Origin of the sequence: Enterobacter sp. BNK-8, from assembly GCF_048685095.1 — a bacterium.
GTDB lineage: Bacteria > Pseudomonadota > Gammaproteobacteria > Enterobacterales > Enterobacteriaceae > Enterobacter > Enterobacter quasiroggenkampii.
Window position 1 is genome coordinate 1,539,509 of record NZ_JBLQTN010000001.1, and the last position, 21,009, is coordinate 1,560,517.

Consider the following 21,009-nt stretch of genomic DNA (forward strand, 5'->3'; position numbering starts at 1 on the left):
GGTCAAAAACTAGTCAGTGGGTTGTGATATACTGGTCAGGTTTTGTACATAAGCGAGGACATCATGGATACTGAAATAACCCCAACACAGCTGGCAATTGAATATTTACGTCGCGATAAGAGCAATCTGTCCCCGGCGCAGTACCTGAAAAAGCTGAAACAGCTTGAGCTGGAATTTACAGATTTGCTGGCGCTCTCTTCGAATGAGTTGAAAGAAGAGATTTACTTTGCCTGGCGGTTGGGCGTTCACGTCCATTGAGAGAGTAAAAAAGGCCGCAAGAGCGGCCTTTTTTGTGTCTGACGTTCAGTATTTAGCGGGGAGCTTGTTGATTTTAATAAGCCTGCCTTCTTCCATTTCGATAAATCCGCCGGTTTTTAAATCCGCCAGAATGCGCATCACGCCGCTGCGGGAGAGGTGGGTTTTATCGCGGATATAGCGTTCAGCGGTTATCGATTTGCGAAAAGTGTCTTCTTCGCGCATCAAATCGATTAACTGTCCACGAATAATCTCATAGGCAGAGGGCGCAATTCGATGAAGCATGTTTTTATAGAGGCGATTGGTAACATGCATAATATGTTGAGATAGAATGTTCCAGAGATTGTGGGTTTCCACAACTTCCCGCGCTTTTTCTACCGAGATAACACCCGTCAGCCCTGGTGTAATGACTTTACAATACTCATCAAAAAAGACGTCCGTCACATTGCCTATCCCAAACAAAGCGGGGGCCTGCACGGTGAACAACAGGGTCTCATCATCCCGGCGGTAGGAGGCCACGCTTCCCTCCAGTATGAGGTAGCACATGGCCTCACCATGAATTGTATGCTCTAAACGTTCTCCGACGACTGTCGTATGAAAGACAGCAAAGGGACGCAGATGTGCAATTAGTTCACTCGCGAAAGGTGATGAGCGATAACGATCATCTGCGATGTCCTCAAAATCTGGCATAGATAACGACCTTACTGTTTCATTGTATTATCGAAACATTATAGCGCCGACAGGGCTTTCAGGCTCTAACTCAGCAAGGTGTTATCAATACTTTAACGGTAAATGATTTATCTCCTGTAGAACCCCACGCTGCATCGTAATGTATCCGCCTGTTCTGAGTTCGGAGAGGATCCGCATGATGCCGCTACGTGAAAGCCATGTACGGCTCTTAATGTAATTTGCCGCAGTAGTATGTTCCCGAATGGACTCGGGTTCCTGCATAAGCTCCACGAGCTGAGTGCAGATAATATCGTACGCGGACAGCTGCGATATCATCGCGCAATGCTCGTATACCCGGGAAGCCGAATACATTAGCAGCCTGGCGAAGTGTTCCCACAAATTGTCATTCGCAATGATCTGATTGAAGCTGGCGAGCGCCAGCATACCAATCTCAGATGTTTCTAACGCCCTGACGTACATATGGCCGTTGGTATGCTGGTTACTGACGCCCAGAACAAAGGGAGCCGACTCAGAGTTGAGAATGATGCCATCCCCTCGACGGTGCAGGGCAACGCTGCCGCTTAACAATAAAAAGCAATAGCGTGCTTCGTCGCGATAATAGTGCATAACCTCACCTTTCTCGATTACCATCCGCTCTGAGAATGGCACCATGTGATTAATGAGTAATTCAATTGCGGAGAAAGGTTTTGTCGCTAAGGCGGAGATCCGCGCCTGAGGGGATAACGTCTCTAGCCTGGTATTCATAGTTAACCTCTGTTTTAACCGGTGCAGTTGAGCATGCGCACATAGCCGCATTATCTAAAACGTTAAGCACCAGGGAAATATACCCTACCGGTCTAAATGTAGACCGTTAAAGTAATGGTTGTTATAAGTCCTTGATTTATTTATTTGCGAATGGTTGGTCTATGTTTGGACTGGTTTTTTATTTGAATGTGAGAATTTTCTTGGGCTTTGATTCTGTATGTGAAGTTATTAAAAGGTTAATGTTTTCTTTATGGAGTTAAGGTCTACAGTTGGACTGAAAATTAAATTGTCTTTTATCGGACATTTTAATAAATTTCGTTTCAGCCAGTGAACAGCATTGAAGCTCCTGTCTTGTTTGCAGACGTTGTCTGTTATTTAAAGGGAGAGGGTTCAACGTTATGCTTACGGCACTTTTAAAACCGGCACATATAAATGGTCGAATAAACCATAGGGATGATGTTGCCGAAATGATAGTTATAAATAAAGTTACTAAGGATATAAATCATGAAAAAGACGATTATTGCTGCTGCTTTCGCTGCGACTGCTGCTCTGACCATGTCTAATGCTTTCGCTGCTGCTGGTACCGTTAATTTCACCGGCGAAATCATCGATGCAGCGTGCACCGTTGACGCGGGTTCTGTAAACCAGACCGTTGATCTGGGCCGTTACAGCAAATCTGAATTTACCGCTGCTGGCGATAAAACCGCTGCGACTAAATTCTCTATCGTTCTGACCGACTGCCCGGCAACCGTAACAGGTGCAACTATCAAGTTTGACGGTTCTGCGGACCCAGCAAACTCCAACCTGCTGGCTGTAACCGGTGGCGCAACGGGCGTTGCTATTAACCTGATGACGGCTGATAGCCAGGATCTGCCGCTGGCGGGCGTAAACAGCCACGTATACAGCCTGGCTGAAACTGTACCAAACACACTGGACTTCTTTGCTCAGTACGAAGCAACGTCTGCAACTGTCGGCGTAGGTCCAGCAAACGGTGTAGCTAACTTCTCCGTTAGCTACCAGTAATCTTCCTGACCGGAAACATATATGAGGGCCGGTATACGGCCCTTTTTTATCGAGGTGTAAAATGAATTTTCTTAGCAAAACTTTAATTGCCTGCGCAGTAATTTCAGCAAGCGTGTCCTTTGCCAATGCGGGTGTCATTATTGGCGGAACGCGTGTCGTCTATGATGGCAATAAAAAAGAAGCTTCCATTGATGTTAACAACCCGGATAAGACGCCGTACCTTATTCAGTCGTGGGTTGAAACATTAAATGGTGGCGCTGAGAAAGCTCCTTTTATTATCACCCCTCCGTTGTATCGACTTGATGGTGGCCAGCAAAATATTGAGCGTGTCGTAGTGACCGGCAACTTGCCACAGGATAAGGAAAGTCTTTACTGGCTAAATATTAAAGCGATACCGTCAGCGCCCAAAAAAGATAATACGCTGCAAATTGCGATCAAAACGCGCATTAAGCTGATTTATCGTCCGGCAGGATTAAAATCTCAGCAGCCGCAGGAGCTGAGTCACCAGTTAACCTGGCGCCGCAATGGAAACCAACTTCAGGTTACCAACCCAACCAGCTATGTCATTAACTTCAATGAAATCAGTCTGGGCGGTAAAAAAATTGAAAATGTTTCGTATGTACTTCCTGGGGAATCAATGAATTTCACGCTGCCTGCTGGCGCTAACTCAACCTCTATTAATTATAAAGTCATTAATGATTATGGGGCGGTGAGTGACGTGGAAAGCGCAAGCTTGTGAAAATAATTGGTTTTGGAATGTCGTTTCCAAGGTGACGTGAATGATGATAGTAAGGGAATATAATAATTTTAAACCTGCGCGATTGGCTTTATTAATTGCATTTGCCCTTGCTGGCTCAATGCAGAATGCCATGGCGCGTGATTACTTCAACCCGGACCTGGTTGAACTCGATAATCCGCAAAATGGGGGTAAAGCCGATCTCGCTGCGTTTGAAGCGGGCTCGCAGGCGCCGGGAACCTATCACGTCGATGTGATGCTGGATAACGAACTCGTTGATACGCGAGATATCGAATTCAAAACCTCAGGTGCTCCCAATGATGAGGGGAAATTAGAACCTTGTCTGACCGTGGAGCAGCTTAAAGAATGGGGCGTAAAAACCGAGCTGTTCCCGGCGCTGGCAGTGGACAACGAGCGTTGTGCGAACCTGCAGGCGATACCTTCCGGATCCACTGAATTTCAGTTTGGCGCGCAGCGTCTGCTTATCAGTATCCCTCAGGCGGCAATTTCTCGTCAGGCCCGCGGATACGTTCCACCGGAACAGTGGGATGACGGAATCACGGCTGCACTGCTCAACTACAGCCTGAGTGGTGCCAATAACCGCTCGCGCAACGGGAGCAGTGATACCAGCAACACGCAGTACGCTAATTTGCGTCCGGGAATCAACATCGGGCCATGGCGTCTGCGCAACTACACGACCTGGTCACGAGATGAAGATGGCAAGGACAAATGGGATAGCGTTTATACCTACGCCCAGCGCGCGATCGTACCGCTAAAAGCGCAGATGACGCTCGGGGACAGCACTGCGCCTGCTGATGTTTTCGACAGCATGCCGTTCCGCGGTGCGCAGTTGGCCTCCGATGATGATATGCAACCCGATTCACTCAAAGGGTACGCACCCGTCGTCCGCGGTATCGCGCGTACCAATGCGCAGGTTATTGTCCGTCAGAATGGGTATGAGATTTATCAGACCTACGTTGCGCCTGGCGCCTTCGAGATTACGGATATGTATCCGACAGGGGGAGCTGGCGATCTACAGGTCACGATAAAAGAGGCCGACGGTAGCATTCAACAGTTTACCGTTCCCTTTGCGTCACTGCCTGTACTGCAGCGAGAAGGGCGATTCAAGTACGCCGTCACGGGTGGGCAATATCGTTCCTACAACAGTAGTGTAGATAAGACGCCGTTTGCGCAAATTACGGGCATCTATGGCTTACCGTATGGCTTAACGGCTTACGGCGGTGGTCAAACGTCGAGCCACTACCAGTCGGTCGCTGCCGGTATGGGTAAGAACATGGGAGATCTCGGCGCAGTTTCTGTCGACGTCATTCAGGCATGGTCTACCCCACAAAATCTGCCGAGCGATAGCGGCCAGTCCTGGCGCGCGCGCTACAGTAAAAACTTTGTCGAAACCGGCACTAACTTTGCTATTGCAGGCTACCGCTATTCGACCAAAGGCTTTTACGGAATGCAGGAAGTGCTTGATTCCTATGGCGATAACGGTGTGATGCAAAACAGACGTCGTAACCGTATGGAACTGACGATGAACCAGTCTCTGGGCGGTTCATTAGGTTCGATCATGGTGAGCGCCGTTCGCGAAGATTACTGGAATTCCGGGCGAGCAATGGAGTCCTGGAGTCTGGGGTATAACAATTTCTGGAACGGCATCAGCTACGGCCTGACGTATACCTCCACGCGAAACGGCACGCCAGGCACCTATGGTAACCCGACAAGCTATGACAAAGACCGGATGGTGGCCTTTAACATTAGCGTGCCGCTGGATAAATTCCTGCCGCAGACGTGGGCAAACTATAGCGTCAGTAACAGTAAAAATAGCGGAACGACCCATACGGTTGGCATCAACGGGACCGCGCTGGATAACAATGCCCTGAACTGGAACGTTCAACAGGGGTACGGCAGTGACAATGTCGGATACAGCGGCAACGTGAACGGTGATTACAAGGGTACCTATGGTGAGGTGACGGCCGGATACAGCTACGACCAGAATAATGAGCGTCTGAACTATGGTATTCAGGGCGGCGTCATCGCGCATGCTGACGGCGTGACGTTATCGCAACCGCTGGGAGAAACGAACGTCCTGGTAAAAGTCCCGGGGGCGAAAGGTCTGACGGTGCGAAACCAAACGGGCGCGAAAACGGACTATCGGGGATATACAACGGTAAATAACGTCAACGTCTACCGTAAAAACGATATTGTCATCGATCCAGAAAGTATGTCCGATGATGTAGAACTGGATCTCACGACCCGAACCGTTGTGCCAACGCGTGGGGCTGTTGTTCGCGCTGAATACACTGCCAACGTCGGTCAACGTGCATTATTTACGTTATTGCGTGGTAACGGAAAGCCTGTTCCATTTGGGGCGATTGTCAGCGTCAATGGGATCAAAAACAATGGCTTTATTGTCGGCGATAATGGACAGGTTTATCTCACAGGCTTAGGCGAGAATGTCGACCTTATTGCTCAGTGGGGTGAGGGTAGTGATAAACAGTGTAAAGCCTCATATATTTTAAAACCTACCGATGTTAAAAATAACATTGCGGTTGTCAGTACTGTCTGTCGATAGGAAAGAAAATGAATGCATTTAAATATTATTTGCTGTTGCTTTTGACATTAATATCCGTAGAAAGCTTTGCAGGCTGTACGAACAATATCGCTACGCAAAACTTTAATTTAAATTTTAATGCAGTTACTGCTCAGCGGGACGTGGCGCCGGGAACGGTTGTCGCTGCACAGTCGGGTATTTACAATGTGAATTTCTCATGTACTGATTCCACGAATACCTATCAGGAAGCGATGAACGGTACCTCTCTGGGAAATAACCTCTATGATATAGGCGTAAGTGGATACGGCATACGTGTGTCAGAAAATGATTCAGGTGGCGGTTTCCACCATTATTTTCCAATGGGGTTTACTATTGGCAGTTATAGCGCGTCATATATGTATAAAGTTGAATTGGTCAGGACGTCTGGTACTGCCGCATCCGGATCGCTACGCAGCGGTCAAATTGCTAACGTATCTATTTCAAACCAATTTTTCATTGCGACATGGAACATCACTGGCGGAAGCATTACGACACTTGCCTGTAGTCTTTCTTCGGGATCGCTGAGTTTTCCGATAGGTAATATCCCTGCGACAAGCTTTGGCTCAACAGTGGGTACAACGCCAGTTAATACTCAGGTTTCGCAGACTCTCGGCTTGACCTGCAATCCTGGCGCAAATATCAACATTTCTTTGAGTGGACAGCAAAACCCTGATGTGGCCAATACCAGCGTTTTAGCGTTATCGGGTCAGGGTGGCCCGGGGGTCGCGCAGGGAGTAGGTGTACAAATATTATATGGTGGTACACCTCTTAATCTTAATAATACCGTTTTCCTGCAGCAATCTGGCGGTGGGTTGGCGTCATTCCCAATCGTGGCCCGTTATTATCAGACTAAATCTGTTGTTTTACCTGGGACAGCGAACACAACAGCAACGTTGAACATTACCTATCAATAAGGGGGAAGATATGAATATTAAATGTTTAGTCCTGAGCTGGTTCGCAATGATACCGTTTTTGTCTTATTCAGCAGATACGGTAAATATTAACGTGACAGGTAATATCGTGGCATCACCCTGTATTGTCAACGGAGGAGCAAGCAGCCTTAATGTTGATTTAGGTAATATTCAGGCAACAGCACTGGCAGCTCCTGACTCATCATCTACTGCGGTACCGTTTACACTGACAGTCACAAATTGCCCAACAGGTACCAGTACTGTCCGAGCTGATATAGGGGGTTCTGCATCACATGATGCGCCTAATCTTTATGAGAATTCAGGTACAGCAGGGAATGTTTATGTTGTTTTGTATAATGGCGTGACGGGTGATTCTTTAGGTCCTGGCTCTGCAGTATTTTTACCAGTGCAGAGCGACCGTACAGCATCGATGGCACTTAAAGTTGGCGCATATTCTCTTTATGGCAATACGACACCTGGTACGATTAATTCGGTTATAATTGTTACAATGAGTTATCAGTGAAAGTAAAATTATATGAATACTAAACTCTTTTTATCTGCCTTCCTCTTGAGTTCAGCCCCGTTAATTACCTGCGCTGATACCAATATCAATGTTACCGGCCAGGTCATTGCCAGCCCGTGTGTCGTTGACACGGGCACCGTTTCTAAAGTGGTCAATCTGGGGGAAGATACCAAGCAGAATCTCATTAATGCCGGTGATGGGGGCGTCTGGTCTGACTTTGATTTGCTGGTGCAAAACTGTCCTGCTGGCACCAGCAGCGTAACGGCCAAATTTACCGGTAATGCCGATACACAAGATCCCACGGCATGGAAAAACAGCGGAACCAGCAACAATATTGCATTACGTATCGCCAGCAGGGATCATGCGACAACATATAGCGTAAACAGCACAATGCAGGTGAATGTCGATAGCAGCACGCGCAGCTCCACCTTTCCGCTGTCAGCGAGAATGTTTACGCCGCAAGGAAATTCCACTGCCGGAACATTCCAGTCAGTAATGAACGTTGATTTTACCTATCAGTAACGGCTGAAATTTTTTTTAAAAATTGTTAGTTTGAGACTTTCATGTTGATTAATTCCTTGCTTGAGCATGCTATATGTGGTGTTCGGTTCCAGCCCATCTATTCTTTACAGGAAAAAAAGATAAAGGCATGGGAAATGCTAAGTTCCTTACGCCAGGGGATCGACTGCGAAACCTTTTTTGAAAAGATGTCGTTAAATGCTAGCTTTCGTTTATTATGCTGGCAGTTGCGTATAGCTTCTCTTTGTGTAGACAGTGAAGCGTATTTTATTAATGTGCCTGCGAAATTACTCTGTCGTTCAGTTTTGATTGATGAACTATTGCCCAGCCTGCATTCTGGCATTGTTATTGAGATACAAGATCCCTGTAATTTTATTTCATTGTCAAAAAAAGAACAGGAGGTTTTTTACTCCATGCATCAAAAAATAAAAAATACAGGTGCAAAGATATGGCTGGATGATATTAAACATGAGCATTTGTCACTGCTGGGTGAACGCATTTGTTTATTTGACGGTGTCAAGGTAGATAAAATGAGTCTATGGAAAAACAGAGGTTCCCCATGGGTATTAAAATCAATGATTGCCTACTGCTCGTTGATGGTAGAGCAGGTGCTTATAGAAGGCATCGAAGATAACGAACTACTTGCTTTGGCTCAGGGTACAGGATGCAATTTAATGCAAGGATTTCTTTGGCCTGAGAAAAGGTTGAGTATTGATTATGTCCCGGTCTGATAAATGATAAATGTTTTAATTAAAGAAGAAGATTTTTTATATCACCATAGCCTTAGGTCATTTATTGGCGATTTTTTTAAAAATGAATATGCGAAAAATGTCCATTTTCTCAAAGGCTATGTGCCTGAGAATATTGCCCGGGCGGAAATTATCGTTTATGCGTTCAGTAAGGGTGAACACCATACCTGCTTTCCAGAATTAAAAAGTGCGCGTAAATGCGTCATCATTGGTATTACTGAAGCGGAAGAACCGTCATCATCATTTTTACCGTTCTGCATTCAGCAGACTTATTTTGTATCACGCTCAGCACCACTCTATCTGTTGAAAAGGGTATTCCGTCAGGCATGGGTGGCCTACAGTGCGTCAGCTATCCCTGTCTTTTTAAAAGCCTGTGAAAGCTGTAAGCATAAAACGTTATCACAGCGCGAACTCAATATTATGGCCGGTCTTTACAAGGGGGAATCCGTCAAAAACATAGCCAGAGAGATGATGCTCACGCCAAAGACGATCTATGCCCATAAGTATGCTGTTATGCATAAGTTCAACCTGAGCAGTGAACACGAGTTGCTTGAGCTCCTGAACCGCTTACTGGAAAAACGCTGTAACCCCAATTTGTTTCGCGAAGCATTAGAGCAGTTTCGTTAGTGTTTACCCGGCGCCAAAAACACTTATCCTTGGGCCGGGTAGACCAGAAGCTACAGGGTGTTTCCCTTAGATATTCACCGCGTTAATCAGCCGCGACTTCATGGACTGATACGCCGACGCGGCATAGTCCTCCGCCCAGCGCTGGTCCTCAATCGCCTCCAGCTGCACCGCGCAGTACTTCGTTTCCGGGGTTTTGGAGATGGGATCGAAGTTGTCCTGGGTCAGCTCGTTGCAAGCGCCAATCCACCACTGATAGGTCATATAGACGGCCCCGGCGTTGATACGCTCGCTGATGCTGGCGCGGGTAATCACTTTCCCGCGACGTGAACGTACCCAGACCAGCTGCCCGTCAGTAATGCCCAGCTTTTCTGCATCGGCAGGGTTCATTTGCACCCGACCCGGCTCGTCGGCCAGGCTTTGCAGCGCGGCACAGTTCCCGGTCATGGAGCGGCAGGAGTAGTGTCCCACCTCGCGTACCGTACACAGCACCAGCGGGAAATCCGCATCCGGGGTTTCCGCCGGCGCGCGCCACGGTGCGGCAAAGAGTTGCCCTTTACCGCTCGGCGTGTCGAACTGATTGTCTTTGTACAGGTACGGCGTACCGGGGTGATCCAGCGTCGGGCAGGGCCACTGCACGTGGCCCATCTCGCCCATTTTTTCATACGTCACGCCGTAGAAGAGCGGGCACAGCGCGCGCATCTCATCCCAGATTTGCTGGTTGGAATCATAATGCATCGGGTAGCCCATCTCGGTGGCGAGCAGGCTGATGATCTCCCAGTCGCGCTTCACGTTGCCGCTGGCATCGATGGCTTTGCCAAAACGCTGGAAGCCGCGATCGGCACAGGTAAAGACGCCGCCGTGTTCACCCCAGGAGGTAGCCGGAAGCAGAACGTCCGCCACCTCTGCCGTTTTGGTCATAAAGATGTCCTGAACCACGACAAACTCGAGTGCCTCAAAACCGCTGCGCACCAGGCCGAGATCGGCTTCGGTCTGAAGCGGATCTTCCCCCATGATGTAATAGGCCTTCACCTTGCCTTCCAGCGCAAGGTGCGGCACTTCGGTAATGCGCGTCCCGACGCGATCGTCCATCGCATTGACGTCAATTCCCCAGGCGTTGGCGAACTTCTGCCTGACCGCCGGATCGGTCACATCCTGATAGCCGGGGAACATATTCGGCAGAACGCCCATATCGCAGGCACCCTGGACGTTGTTCTGACCGCGCACCGGCCCGACGCCGACGGCAGGGCGACCGAGATTCCCGGTCAGCAGCGCCAGGCTGGACAGCCCTTTGACCACATCCACAGCCTGTCCAAACTGGGTCACGCCCATCCCCCACATCACGGTGGCGGAAGGGGCCGCCGCGAAGGTGCGCATTGCCTGGCGGACGTCACGGGCGGGGATGCCGGTAAGATGTTCGACCTTTTCCGGCGCATAGTCTTTTACCGTTTGCCGGTAGGCCTCAAGCCCCTCCGTAAAACGCGCCACGTAGTTTTTATCGTACAGCTCTTCTTCCAGCAGCACATAGCCAAAGGCGTTCACCAGCGCCATGTTGCTGCCATTTTTCAGCTGCAGATGTTGGTCGGCAATACGCGCCGTTTCAATACGCCGCGGATCGCAGACGATAATTTTTGCGCCGTTTTCACGCGCTTTCAGCACGCGGCGGGCGACGATAGGGTGGGAGTCCGCGCAGTTATAGCCAAAGACCAGCAGGCATTTTGAGTTTTCAATATCGCTAATGGAGTTGCTCATCGCGCCGTTACCGAGCGTTTCCTGTAAACCGGCGACGGACGGGCCATGACAGACGCGCGCACAGCAGTCCACGTTGTTGGTGTTCAGCACCGCGCGGGCAAACTTTTGCATCACATAGTTGGTTTCATTGCCGGTTCCGCGCGAGGAGCCGGTGGTCATGATCGACCGCGGCCCGTGCTGCGCTTTAATACTGCTGAGCCTGTGGGCGGTGTAGCGGATCGCCTCTTCCCAGGTAACGGGGGTGAAGGCTTCGCCTTTGCGGTAGCGGATCATGGGCTGGGTGAGGCGAGGGGTGAGCAGACGGGTATCGTTAAGGAAGTCCCAGCCGTAAAATCCTTTCAGACATAAAGTGCCCTGGTTTGTGACTCCCGCTGCTGCTTCGGCACGGATGATACGGTTATTTTCAACGACAAGGTTCAATTTACAGCCTGCACCGCAGTACGGGCAGACGCTGGCGATCTTTTTCATCAATAACAGACCTGTTAAGAAATGAAGCAAAGTTGACTGGAAACCCAGTCCCGTATGAGTAAATAAGCAGGAACCGTGCCAGGTTGATTTTGCGTGGATTACAGGGCGTTATGCGGGGAGGGCGCGTGTCATCGTCAGGCCGATCGTCAGTTTTGACGATGACACGTTAGGGGGCGTGGCGAGCAGGAACTCAGAGATCGTCCATCGTGTAACCCACCACGATTTCCAGCGTCTTGCGAATCACATCCGCCTGAACCACGTCGTTGGTGGCTTCCAGCGTCTGGATGAGCCAGAGGATGATCGCCTTATTGGACAGATGCCCTTCGGAGGCCAGAACACAGCGTACTGCAGTAGAAAAAATAGCGGACTCTTCAGCAAAACGATCGCCTGCATGGCGGAAATACTCCGCCAGCGCACTGTCTAAAAAAGCAGAGTGGTATTCGGGTTGAAGCTGAATATTTTGTCTCATTTGTTCTCACCGTAGCTGTTAAATTGCAGTCAATGTATTTTTTTGGGATCGGACGGTTTTCCACTTCCAAATAACGGCACAACATTGTCTCGGGTATCGTTGAGAGATCCCTCTCTTTTCGTTCGTCCTTGCGCGGTTCTGCGACGTGTAAAAGCGGTGCTGTTTGAGCCGATCTCGGCAATCACCACCGCAAGTGTCTCCCGCCGCTGGGGATCCTTTTCATGTTCTTTCATGACCCGCAGACGCTGTAGCAAGCCTTCAGTTGTCACCGGTCCCCGCTCTTTCAGAAGAGAGAGAACGGCTTCACCGATAAGCTGGTCTATCAGTCGGTCTGCGTTACTGCTATTCATATCCTTACCGTTCGAAGAGCAGACCAAGCAGCATGTGGTAATGCTCTTCCTCTTCCGGGCCGTCGGCCTTTTCGAGGCGACTCAGCAATTTTGTACAAAGCGATTTGCGATTAAGGTTTCGCCCGTCGCTGAGAATTTCAACAACCACCTGGCCCAGCGTTTCCTGCTGGGTAGGAAGCGCGGCTTTTTCGAAGTACTGTGCGATTGCTGCTGCGGAATCTGCGACGTAACCTTTCTGCTGCATGTTTCGCTCCTGTAAAATTTTGTAATCAGTAACGTTACATTTAAGGTATACATAATTTCCAAATCTGTACATCTAAAATGTACAGTTTTTTAGATTTTTTACGATATATCTTATAAATCATTTATTTTTCATTGCGTTGGGTTGGCGTTGTGATGGGGGGCGAGTGCAGGATATATTGTACAAAAAGCGCAGGTGCTGGTAAGTTGTACAGCCGAGTCAAAAGGTCTCATTAACTGCCGTAAATGGTTGAGATGTAAATTATTTGTCAGGCAATTAATGTGCTATAAATGAACATTACCCACGTCTTTCGTGGCCAAAACCCTAACCCCCAGGAATAGCATGCTCACAACCATCATTTACCGCAGTCATATCTGCGAGGACGTTCCAGTGAAAGCGCTGGAAGCAATGGTCGCTGCTGCAAATCGTAAAAATCGGCAATCCAATGTCACGGGGATCTTGCTGTTTAACGGCACACATTTTTTTCAACTGCTGGAGGGGCCGGTTGAGCACGTTTCGGCTATCTATGAGCAGATCTGCAACGACCCGCGCCACCATAACGTGGTCGAGTTAATGCGCGATCACGGGCCTGTCCGGCGTTTTGGCAACGTGGGTATGGAGCTTTTTGATTTGCGCCACTTCGACAGGGACGAGGTACTGCAGCAGGTGCTCAATAAGGGGACGACACGCTACCAGCTGACGTATAACGACCGCCCTCTGCAGTTTTTCCGCACCTTTGTCGAGGCCACGGAAAAAGCGAACTATTTTGAACTGCCGCCTGCGGACTCATGGGAATTCGTTCGCGAAGAAACGCGCTTGTCCGCGCAGCCTGAGGTGGTCGCGAAGGGGGCGGATTGCAGCTTCGCGTTCCAGCCGATAGTCGATCCGTTTATGCAGCAGGTTGTCTCCTGGGAGGCGCTTCTCCGCACCCCGTCCGGCGACTCGCCGGGGGCCTATTTCGCCAGCCTTCCGCATGAGGAAGTGTACGCGTCTGATTTGCAAAGCAAGCAGGTGGCGCTCTCCATGGCCAGCGCGCTGGGGTTACAGGACCAGACGTTATCCCTTAACCTGCTGCCTATGACGCTGGTTAACATTCCCAATGCCGTGGATTTTCTGCTCACCGCGATTGAAGCAAACGGTTTTGTACCTGAACAAATCGTGGTGGAGTTCACCGAGAGCGAAGCCATTTCCCGTTTTGATGAGTTCACGGATTCGGTCAGGCAGTTAAAAAGCGCGGGTATCAGCGTGACGATCGATCACTTTGGTGCCGGTTTTGCCGGGCTGCAACTGCTGGCCCACTTCCAGCCTGACAGAATTAAGATTAATCGTGATTTGGTCGCGAACGTGCATAAAAGTGGCCCCCGACAGGCCATTATCCAGGCCATCATCAAATGCTGTTCCTCGCTTGAAATCCAGTTCTGCGCGGTGGGAGTAGAGAAGGCGGAAGAGTGGATGTGGCTGGAATCTGCGGGTATTTCCCAGTTCCAGGGGCATCTTTTTGCCAGCCCCCGGCACGGCGGGATTCCAGCGATTGCGTGGCCGGAGAAAAAGTTCGAATTGTGATAAAGCTGTACACAATCTGGCAGACGTAACTGTACGAACGGTAAATTTTATACAACAATGTATTAACAGGTGAATGGCGTCGTAAGCCATTCACCCGTTCAAAATGCGGTCTTAGTTATACAAATGGTGTGTACAATCTGATAAGGTTGGTGCAGTTAGGTATGGAAGTTCTGAGCGTGAGGGAGTTAATGGCCTATTACAGTATCGGCGAAGTGGCCGAACGATGCGGTATCAACCCCGTTACGCTGCGTGCCTGGCAGCGCCGTTATGGATTGTTGAAGCCGCAGCGCAGCGAAGGGGGTCATCGTCAGTTTGACGATGAAGATATCCTGCGTATCGAAGAGATCAAACGCCTGATGAAGAGTGGCGTTTCGGTCGGGAAAGTAAAAGCCTTGCTGGAAAACAAGGAAGTTCTGACTCAGGGTAACTGGGTCTCGTTCCAGGAAGAGATGATGACCGTTCTGCGCTATGCCAGCCCGGCAAAGCTGCGCGCCAAAGTCGGTGAGTTCCGCCGCGATCACCCGATAGATGCCCTGATTGACAATATTATTTCTCCCGTCCGTCAGCGGATGAACCAGGACCAAAATACCGTGCGTCACATGGCGAGCCTGTTTGACGGGGTCCTGATCGAATTCGCGATCGCAAGCCTGGCGGAGTCTCGCAAAAAAGCCGGTAAAGATGCGCTCCTGATTGGGTGGGAGTGTGATGACCGCACCCATCTGTGGCTTGAAGCCGCGCGCTTATCGCAGAAGGGCTGGCACATTGATGTCCTGGCAGAACCGATTGATTCGCCGCGTCCCGAGCTTTTCCCGGGGCAGAAAATCTTCGTCTGGACGGGGAAATCGCCAACGCCTCGACAGCAGGAACAGCTCGACCACTGGCGTGAGCAGGGTTTTGCTGTCTCATTCCATCATTGAGTGTAAGAGGCCTTGAGGGCCTTTTTTTGTTTTTGTCACTTTCCATGCAAAGACTATCTCAAAAATAGGCATTTCCGATGCATATTTTACTTTTCACCTCTCCGCCATAAATCCCACGACAAAATGCATTATTAATCAATGCATTGAACAATTAAATCCATCCTGCCTGCATCCTGCCATAGGGTCTATGCTTAATAAAAGTAGGCAAAAAGGGCGGTTTAGCCGAATGCCCCTGCTGACAGAGGGTTGAAGTGATAATCGTTATCACTAACATGGTGTTATGCCCTGATGGCTTATCAGATGAGGTGGACCTATGGAACTGCATTCAGAAACCTTTAATCCTGCCGATTTCGCCTGGCGCGGGTTAACGCTCACGCCAGCGGCGGCGGCACATATTCACGAGCTGGTGGCGAAAAAGCCCGAGATCCTTGGTGTGCGTTTAGGTGTCAAACAGACCGGCTGCGCAGGTTTCGGTTACGTGCTTGATACCGTCACCGAACCCGAGAAAGATGACCTGGTGTTCGAGACCGACGGCGCAAAATTGTACGTCGCGCTGCAGGCCATGCCCTTTATCGATGGCACCGAAGTGGACTACGTCCGCGAAGGCTTAAATCAGTTATTCAAATTTCATAACCCGAAAGCCCAGAACGAATGCGGCTGCGGCGAAAGCTTTGGGGTATAGGCGGAACTATGTCTCGTAATACTGAAGCAACGAGTGAAGTAAATACCTGGAGCGGCGGGCACCTCAACTATAAAGAGGGGTTCTTCACCCAGCTGCAGACCGATGAGCTGGCAAAAGGCATCAACGAGGATGTCGTGCGGGCGATTTCGGCGAAACGTAACGAGCCCGAGTGGATGCTGGAGTTTCGCCTGAGTGCCTACCGCGCCTGGCTGGAGATGGAAGAGCCGCACTGGCTGAAAGCGCATTATGACAAGCTGAACTACCAGGATTACAGCTACTACTCCGCGCCGTCCTGCGGCAGCTGTGATGACACCTGCGCCTCGCAGCCCGGCGCGGTGCAGCAAACCGGCGCGGAGAACAGTTTCCTCAGCAAAGAGGTGGAAGAAGCCTTTAACCAACTGGGCGTACCGGTGCGCGAAGGGAAAGAGGTGGCGGTGGACGCTATCTTTGACTCGGTCTCGGTGGCCACCACCTACCGCGAGAAGCTGGCAGAGCAGGGGATCATTTTCTGCTCCTTCGGCGAAGCGATTCACGATCATCCGGAACTGGTGAAAAAGTACATCGGGACCGTTGTGCCTTCAAACGATAACTTCTTTGCGGCGCTTAACGCGGCGGTGGCCTCGGACGGTACCTTTATTTACGTGCCGAAAGGCGTGCGCTGTCCGATGGAGCTTTCCACCTATTTCCGTATTAATGCCGAAAAAACCGGCCAGTTCGAACGTACCATTCTGGTGGCCGATGAGGGGAGCTACGTCAGCTACATCGAAGGGTGCTCCGCCCCGGTCCGCGACAGCTATCAGCTGCACGCGGCGGTGGTGGAGGTCATCATCCATAAAGACGCCGAGGTGAAATACTCGACGGTGCAAAACTGGTTCCCGGGCGACGGCAATACTGGCGGTATCCTGAACTTCGTAACCAAGCGTGCGCTGTGCGAAGGGGAAAACAGCAAGATGTCGTGGACCCAGTCCGAAACCGGTTCGGCCATCACCTGGAAATACCCGAGCTGCATCCTGCGCGGGGATAACTCCATCGGCGAGTTCTACTCGGTGGCGCTCACCAGCGGCCATCAGCAGGCCGATACCGGCACCAAGATGATCCACATTGGTAAAAACACCAAATCGACCATTATCTCGAAAGGTATCTCCGCCGGACACAGCCAGAACAGCTATCGCGGGCTGGTGAAAATCATGCCGACGGCCACCAATGCGCGAAACTTTACCCAGTGTGACTCGATGCTGATTGGCGCAGACTGCGGTGCACATACCTTCCCGTACGTTGAATGCCGTAATAACACAGCCCAGCTGGAGCACGAGGCGACCACGTCACGGATTGGGGAAGACCAGCTCTTCTACTGCCTGCAGCGCGGGATTAGCGAAGAAGACGCCATCTCGATGATTGTCAACGGCTTCTGTAAGGACGTGTTCTCTGAGCTGCCGCTGGAATTTGCCGTTGAAGCCCAGAAACTCCTCGCCATTAGTCTTGAACACAGCGTCGGTTAAGGAAAGCACATGTTAAGCATTAAAGATTTACAGGTCAGCGTAGAAGATAAAGCCATCCTGCGTGGCCTCAATTTTGACGTTAAGCCGGGCGAAGTCCACGCCATCATGGGGCCGAACGGTTCCGGGAAAAGTACGCTTTCTGCGACGCTGGCCGGGCGCGAAGATTATGAAGTGACCAACGGCTCGGTCGAGTTTAACGGCAAAGATCTGCTGGAGATGTCGCCGGAAGATCGTGCGGGAGAGGGCATTTTTATGGCCTTCCAGTACCCGGTCGAAATTCCTGGCGTCAGCAACCAGTTCTTCCTGCAAACGGCGCTGAATGCGGTGCGCAAATACCGTGGGCTGGAGGCGCTCGACCGCTTCGACTTCCAGGATCTGATGGAAGAGAAGATCAGGCTGCTGAAAATGCCGGAAGATCTGCTGACCCGCTCGGTGAACGTCGGTTTTTCCGGCGGCGAGAAAAAGCGTAACGACATTCTACAGATGGCGGTACTCGAGCCCGAGCTGTGCATTCTGGATGAGACCGATTCCGGTCTGGATATCGACGCCCTGAAGATTGTCGCTGACGGCGTCAACGCCCTGCGCGACGGCAATCGCTCATTTATTATCGTCACCCACTACCAGCGCATTCTGGACTACATCAAGCCGGATTACGTCCACGTGCTTTACCAGGGGCGCATTGTGAAATCCGGTGATTTTACGCTGGTTAAACAACTGGAGGAGCAGGGTTATGGCTGGCTTACCGAACAGCAGTAATGCGCTCCAGCAGTGGCACCGGCTGTTTGAAGCCCAGGGCGGCACACGCTCGGCGCAGGCGCAGCAGCATCTGCAGCAGATGCTGCGTCTTGGCCTGCCGACGCGTAAGCATGAGAACTGGAAGTACACCCCGCTTGATGGCCTGCTGAACGCCGAGTTTGTTACCCGTCTGGCGGATCTCACCCCAGCGCAGCGCGACGCGCTGGCCTTGCGTGTCGATGCCGTGCGCCTGGTGTTTGTCGATGGCCAGTTCCGTCCGGAACTGAGCGACACGCTCCAGGAGAGCGGCTTTGAGATTGAGATAAACGACGATCGCCAGCGCCTGAGCGCCCCGGTTCAGCCCGAGGTTTTCCTGCACCTGACCGAGAGCCTGGCCCGCAGCGTGACGCATATCGCCGTGAAGCGTAACCAGCGTCCGACAAAGCCGCTGTTGCTCATGCATATCACTCAGGGTCTGAACGGCGATGAAATCAATACCGCGCACTATCGTCACCATCTTGAGCTGGCGGAGGGCGCGGAGGCCACGGTCATCGAACATTACGTCAGCCTCAATGAGACGCGTCACTTTACCGGGTCGCGTCTGACGATGAACGTGGCGGCCAATGCCCAGCTACACCACATCAAACTGGCGTTTGAGAATGCGCAGAGCCATCACTTTGCCCATAACGACATTGTCCTGGGCCAGGATGCCGCGGCGTACAGCCACAGCTTCCTGCTCGGTGGGGCGGTGCTGCGCCACAACACCAGCACGCAGCTTAACGGGGAAAACACCACGCTGCGCATCAACAGCCTGGCGATGCCGGTTAAATCGGAAGTGTGTGACACGCGCACGTGGCTGGAGCACAACAAAGGCTACTGCAACAGCCGCCAGCTGCACAAAACCATCGTCAGTGATAAAGGGCGCGCGGTGTTTAACGGCCTGATTAACGTGGCGCAGCACGCCATTAAAACCGACGGGCAGATGACCAACAACAATCTTCTGTTAGGGCGACTGGCGGAGGTGGACACCAAACCGCAGCTGGAAATCTACGCCGACGATGTCAAATGCAGCCACGGTGCGACGGTCGGGCGAATCGACGACGAGCAGATGTTCTACCTGCGCTCCCGCGGCATCGACCAGCAGGCGGCGCAGAAAATGATTATCTACGCGTTTGCCGCCGAACTGACGGAAGCGCTGCACGATGGTCAGTTAAAACTGCAGGTGCTGGATCGGATCGGTCAGCGTCTGCCTGGAGGCGAAGCATGAGTTTTCCCGTCGAGAAAGTACGGGCAGATTTCCCGGTTCTGACCCGTGAAGTAAACGGTCTGCCGCTGGCCTACCTGGACAGCGCGGCCAGCGCGCAGAAGCCGAATCAGGTGGTGGATGCCGAAGCCGAGTTCTATCGCCACGGCTATGCTGCCGTGCATCGCGGTATTCATACCCTGAGCGCCGAGGCGACCCAGCGGATGGAAAACGTGCGCACGCAGCTTGCCGCCTTCCTTAACGCCCGCTCGCCGGAAGAACTGGTCTTTGTTCGCGGGACCACCGAAGGGATTAACCTTGTCGCTAACAGCTGGGGCAATGCTCAGGTTCACGCGGGCGATAACATCATCATCACCCAGATGGAGCACCACGCCAATATCGTGCCGTGGCAGATGCTCTGCGAGCGCGTGGGCGCCCAGCTGCGGGTGATCCCGTTAAATGCGGACGGGACGCTTCAGCTTGAGCAGCTTGACGTCTTGCTGGATGACCGTACGCGGCTGGTGGCGGTTACCCAGGTCTCCAACGTGCTGGGGACAGAAAACCCGGTGGCAGAGATCGTCGAAAAGGCCCATCAGGCAGGCGCAAAGGTCCTGATTGACGGTGCCCAGGCGGTGATGCACCACGCGGTTGACGTCCAGGCGCTGGACTGTGATTTCTACGTCTTTTCAGGCCACAAGCTCTATGGGCCGACCGGGATCGGCGTGCTATATGTGAAGGAAGACATCCTGCAGGCGATGCCGCCGTGGGAAGGGGGCGGGTCGATGATCGCCACTGTCAGCCTGACGGAAGGCACGACCTATGCGCGCGCGCCGTGGCGTTTTGAGGCGGGTACGCCCAACACCGGGGGGATTATCGGGCTGGGGGCGGCGGTCTCTTACGTCTCTGGCATCGGCCTGGACGCCATTCAGGAGTACGAACAGCTGCTGATGCACTACGCGCTGGCGGAACTTGCCAGCGTGCCGGATTTGACCCTCTACGGGCCTGCCGATCGGCAAGGGGTGATTGCGTTTAATCTCGGGAAACACCATGCCTATGACGTGGGCAGTTTTCTCGATAACTACGGCGTTGCGGTCCGTACCGGGCACCACTGCGCCATGCCGCTGATGGCGTTTTACCAGGTACCGGCAATGTGCCGCGCATCGCTGGTGATGTACAACACGACGGAAGAGGTCGACAGGCTGGTGGCGGGGCTTAAGCGCATTCATCAGCTGCTGGGCTAACGGAGAGGCGAAAGATGGCAGAGCTGCCGGACAAAGATAAATTACTGCGCAACTTCTCGCGTTGCGCAAACTGGGAAGAGAAGTATCTCTATATCATTGAGCTGGGACAGCGCTTACCGCCGCTCGGTGAAGAGGCGCACAGCGCAGAGAACACTATTCAGGGCTGTCAGAGCCAGGTGTGGATTGTGATGGCGCAGTCTGATGACGGCACGATCGAATTGCGCGGCGACAGCGATGCCGCCATTGTAAAAGGGCTTATTGCCGTCGTTTTTAGCCTTTACCAGCAGATGTCGGCGCAGGATATCGTCGCGTTTGATGTCCGTCCATGGTTTGAAAAAATGGCCTTAACCCAACACCTCACCCCGTCCCGTTCTCAGGGACTGGAAGCGATGATTCGCGCCATCCGCGCCAAAGCTGCAATCCTTAGCTAGACTTACAGAACTGCATTCATTCTGTTTCGCGAGGTGGTTCCC

23 protein-coding genes are annotated in these 21,009 nt (G+C 51.7%); 17 read left to right on the top strand and 6 right to left on the bottom strand.

Features of this window, described 5'->3' with window-relative positions:
• The first annotated feature begins 63 nt into the window (after positions 1–63).
• Positions 64–258, top strand: a complete 195-nt coding sequence (locus tag ACMGGU_RS07395; protein ID WP_003857766.1) for a YdiH family protein — start codon at positions 64–66, stop codon at positions 256–258.
• A gap of 45 nt (positions 259–303) precedes the next feature.
• Here ACMGGU_RS07395 and ACMGGU_RS07400 read toward each other — a convergent pair whose 3' ends face one another.
• The gene (locus ACMGGU_RS07400; protein WP_032651560.1) at positions 304–945 is read right to left on the bottom strand and encodes a winged helix-turn-helix transcriptional regulator; all 642 of its coding nucleotides are present in this window, start codon (positions 943–945) and stop codon (positions 304–306) included.
• A gap of 84 nt (positions 946–1,029) precedes the next feature.
• Complete coding sequence (locus tag ACMGGU_RS07405; protein ID WP_032651561.1) at positions 1,030–1,689, bottom strand: winged helix-turn-helix transcriptional regulator; 660 nt, start codon at positions 1,687–1,689, stop codon at positions 1,030–1,032.
• Positions 1,690–2,193: 504 nt separating this feature from the next.
• Between ACMGGU_RS07405 and ACMGGU_RS07410 the strand changes: the two genes are divergently transcribed.
• The 8 genes from ACMGGU_RS07410 to ACMGGU_RS07445 all read left to right on the top strand — a co-directional run bounded on the left by ACMGGU_RS07410 (position 2,194) and on the right by ACMGGU_RS07445 (position 9,379).
• On the top strand, positions 2,194–2,712 hold the full coding sequence (locus tag ACMGGU_RS07410) for a fimbrial protein (protein ID WP_126534374.1): 519 nt from the start codon (positions 2,194–2,196) through the stop codon (positions 2,710–2,712).
• Between the two features lie 61 nt (positions 2,713–2,773).
• Entirely contained in the window at positions 2,774–3,451 is a 678-nt protein-coding gene (locus tag ACMGGU_RS07415) for a molecular chaperone (RefSeq protein WP_111966848.1), read from the top strand.
• A gap of 40 nt (positions 3,452–3,491) precedes the next feature.
• Entirely contained in the window at positions 3,492–6,032 is a 2,541-nt protein-coding gene (locus ACMGGU_RS07420) for a fimbria/pilus outer membrane usher protein (RefSeq protein ID WP_420300358.1), read from the top strand.
• An 8-nt stretch (positions 6,033–6,040) separates the two neighbouring features.
• Entirely contained in the window at positions 6,041–6,964 is a 924-nt protein-coding gene (locus tag ACMGGU_RS07425; protein ID WP_139125293.1) for a fimbrial protein, read from the top strand.
• Positions 6,965–6,974: 10 nt separating this feature from the next.
• Positions 6,975–7,484 (top strand): fimbrial protein, encoded by a 510-nt coding sequence (locus ACMGGU_RS07430; protein WP_126534375.1) that lies wholly within the window; start codon positions 6,975–6,977, stop codon positions 7,482–7,484.
• A gap of 12 nt (positions 7,485–7,496) precedes the next feature.
• Positions 7,497–8,006 carry a fimbrial protein gene (locus ACMGGU_RS07435; RefSeq protein ID WP_196352560.1) on the top strand — a complete coding sequence of 170 codons (510 nt, stop codon included), beginning with the start codon at positions 7,497–7,499 and terminating at the stop codon, positions 8,004–8,006.
• A 41-nt stretch (positions 8,007–8,047) separates the two neighbouring features.
• Positions 8,048–8,734, top strand: a complete 687-nt coding sequence (locus ACMGGU_RS07440; RefSeq protein WP_420300359.1) for an EAL domain-containing protein — start codon at positions 8,048–8,050, stop codon at positions 8,732–8,734.
• 3 nt (positions 8,735–8,737) lie between these two features.
• Positions 8,738–9,379, top strand: coding sequence for a LuxR C-terminal-related transcriptional regulator (locus ACMGGU_RS07445; protein ID WP_196346184.1), 642 nt, complete (start codon positions 8,738–8,740; stop codon positions 9,377–9,379).
• Between the two features lie 66 nt (positions 9,380–9,445).
• Here the strand turns inward: ACMGGU_RS07445 and fdhF are convergent, their stop codons facing one another.
• The 4 genes from fdhF to ycgZ all read right to left on the bottom strand — a co-directional run bounded on the left by fdhF (position 9,446) and on the right by ycgZ (position 12,659).
• Positions 9,446–11,596, bottom strand: a complete 2,151-nt coding sequence (gene fdhF, locus ACMGGU_RS07450) for a formate dehydrogenase subunit alpha (RefSeq protein WP_420300360.1) — start codon at positions 11,594–11,596, stop codon at positions 9,446–9,448.
• Between the two features lie 190 nt (positions 11,597–11,786).
• Positions 11,787–12,065 carry a biofilm development regulator YmgB/AriR family protein gene (locus ACMGGU_RS07455; protein ID WP_023327185.1) on the bottom strand — a complete coding sequence of 93 codons (279 nt, stop codon included), beginning with the start codon at positions 12,063–12,065 and terminating at the stop codon, positions 11,787–11,789.
• Between the two features lie 29 nt (positions 12,066–12,094).
• Positions 12,095–12,415: a hypothetical protein gene (locus tag ACMGGU_RS07460; protein ID WP_045910303.1), complete on the bottom strand. Its 321-nt coding sequence runs from the start codon at positions 12,413–12,415 to the stop codon at positions 12,095–12,097.
• A gap of 4 nt (positions 12,416–12,419) precedes the next feature.
• Positions 12,420–12,659 (bottom strand): regulatory protein YcgZ, encoded by a 240-nt coding sequence (gene ycgZ / locus ACMGGU_RS07465; protein WP_008500634.1) that lies wholly within the window; start codon positions 12,657–12,659, stop codon positions 12,420–12,422.
• A gap of 339 nt (positions 12,660–12,998) precedes the next feature.
• Here ycgZ and ACMGGU_RS07470 point away from each other — a divergent pair, with 339 nt between their 5' ends.
• From ACMGGU_RS07470 to sufE, 8 genes are all read left to right on the top strand, one after another.
• Positions 12,999–14,219 (top strand): diguanylate phosphodiesterase, encoded by a 1,221-nt coding sequence (locus ACMGGU_RS07470; RefSeq protein WP_045910304.1) that lies wholly within the window; start codon positions 12,999–13,001, stop codon positions 14,217–14,219.
• A gap of 188 nt (positions 14,220–14,407) precedes the next feature.
• Positions 14,408–15,136, top strand: coding sequence for a MerR family transcriptional regulator (locus ACMGGU_RS07475; RefSeq protein WP_039266180.1), 729 nt, complete (start codon positions 14,408–14,410; stop codon positions 15,134–15,136).
• A 313-nt stretch (positions 15,137–15,449) separates the two neighbouring features.
• Positions 15,450–15,818 carry a Fe-S cluster assembly scaffold SufA gene (gene sufA, locus ACMGGU_RS07480; RefSeq protein WP_008500631.1) on the top strand — a complete coding sequence of 123 codons (369 nt, stop codon included), beginning with the start codon at positions 15,450–15,452 and terminating at the stop codon, positions 15,816–15,818.
• Between the two features lie 8 nt (positions 15,819–15,826).
• Positions 15,827–17,317: a Fe-S cluster assembly protein SufB gene (gene sufB, locus ACMGGU_RS07485; protein ID WP_021241107.1), complete on the top strand. Its 1,491-nt coding sequence runs from the start codon at positions 15,827–15,829 to the stop codon at positions 17,315–17,317.
• A 9-nt stretch (positions 17,318–17,326) separates the two neighbouring features.
• On the top strand, positions 17,327–18,073 hold the full coding sequence (gene sufC / locus ACMGGU_RS07490; RefSeq protein WP_406914905.1) for a Fe-S cluster assembly ATPase SufC: 747 nt from the start codon (positions 17,327–17,329) through the stop codon (positions 18,071–18,073).
• The gene (gene sufD / locus ACMGGU_RS07495; protein WP_420300361.1) at positions 18,048–19,319 is read left to right on the top strand and encodes a Fe-S cluster assembly protein SufD; all 1,272 of its coding nucleotides are present in this window, start codon (positions 18,048–18,050) and stop codon (positions 19,317–19,319) included. Before sufC ends, sufD begins: the two co-directional genes overlap by 26 nt.
• A complete protein-coding gene (gene sufS, locus ACMGGU_RS07500) occupies positions 19,316–20,536 on the top strand; it encodes a cysteine desulfurase SufS (RefSeq protein ID WP_420300362.1) in 1,221 nt (406 codons plus the stop codon). Before sufD ends, sufS begins: the two co-directional genes overlap by 4 nt.
• A gap of 14 nt (positions 20,537–20,550) precedes the next feature.
• Positions 20,551–20,967: a cysteine desulfuration protein SufE gene (gene sufE / locus ACMGGU_RS07505; RefSeq protein ID WP_039023841.1), complete on the top strand. Its 417-nt coding sequence runs from the start codon at positions 20,551–20,553 to the stop codon at positions 20,965–20,967.
• Positions 20,968–21,009 lie beyond the last annotated feature (42 nt).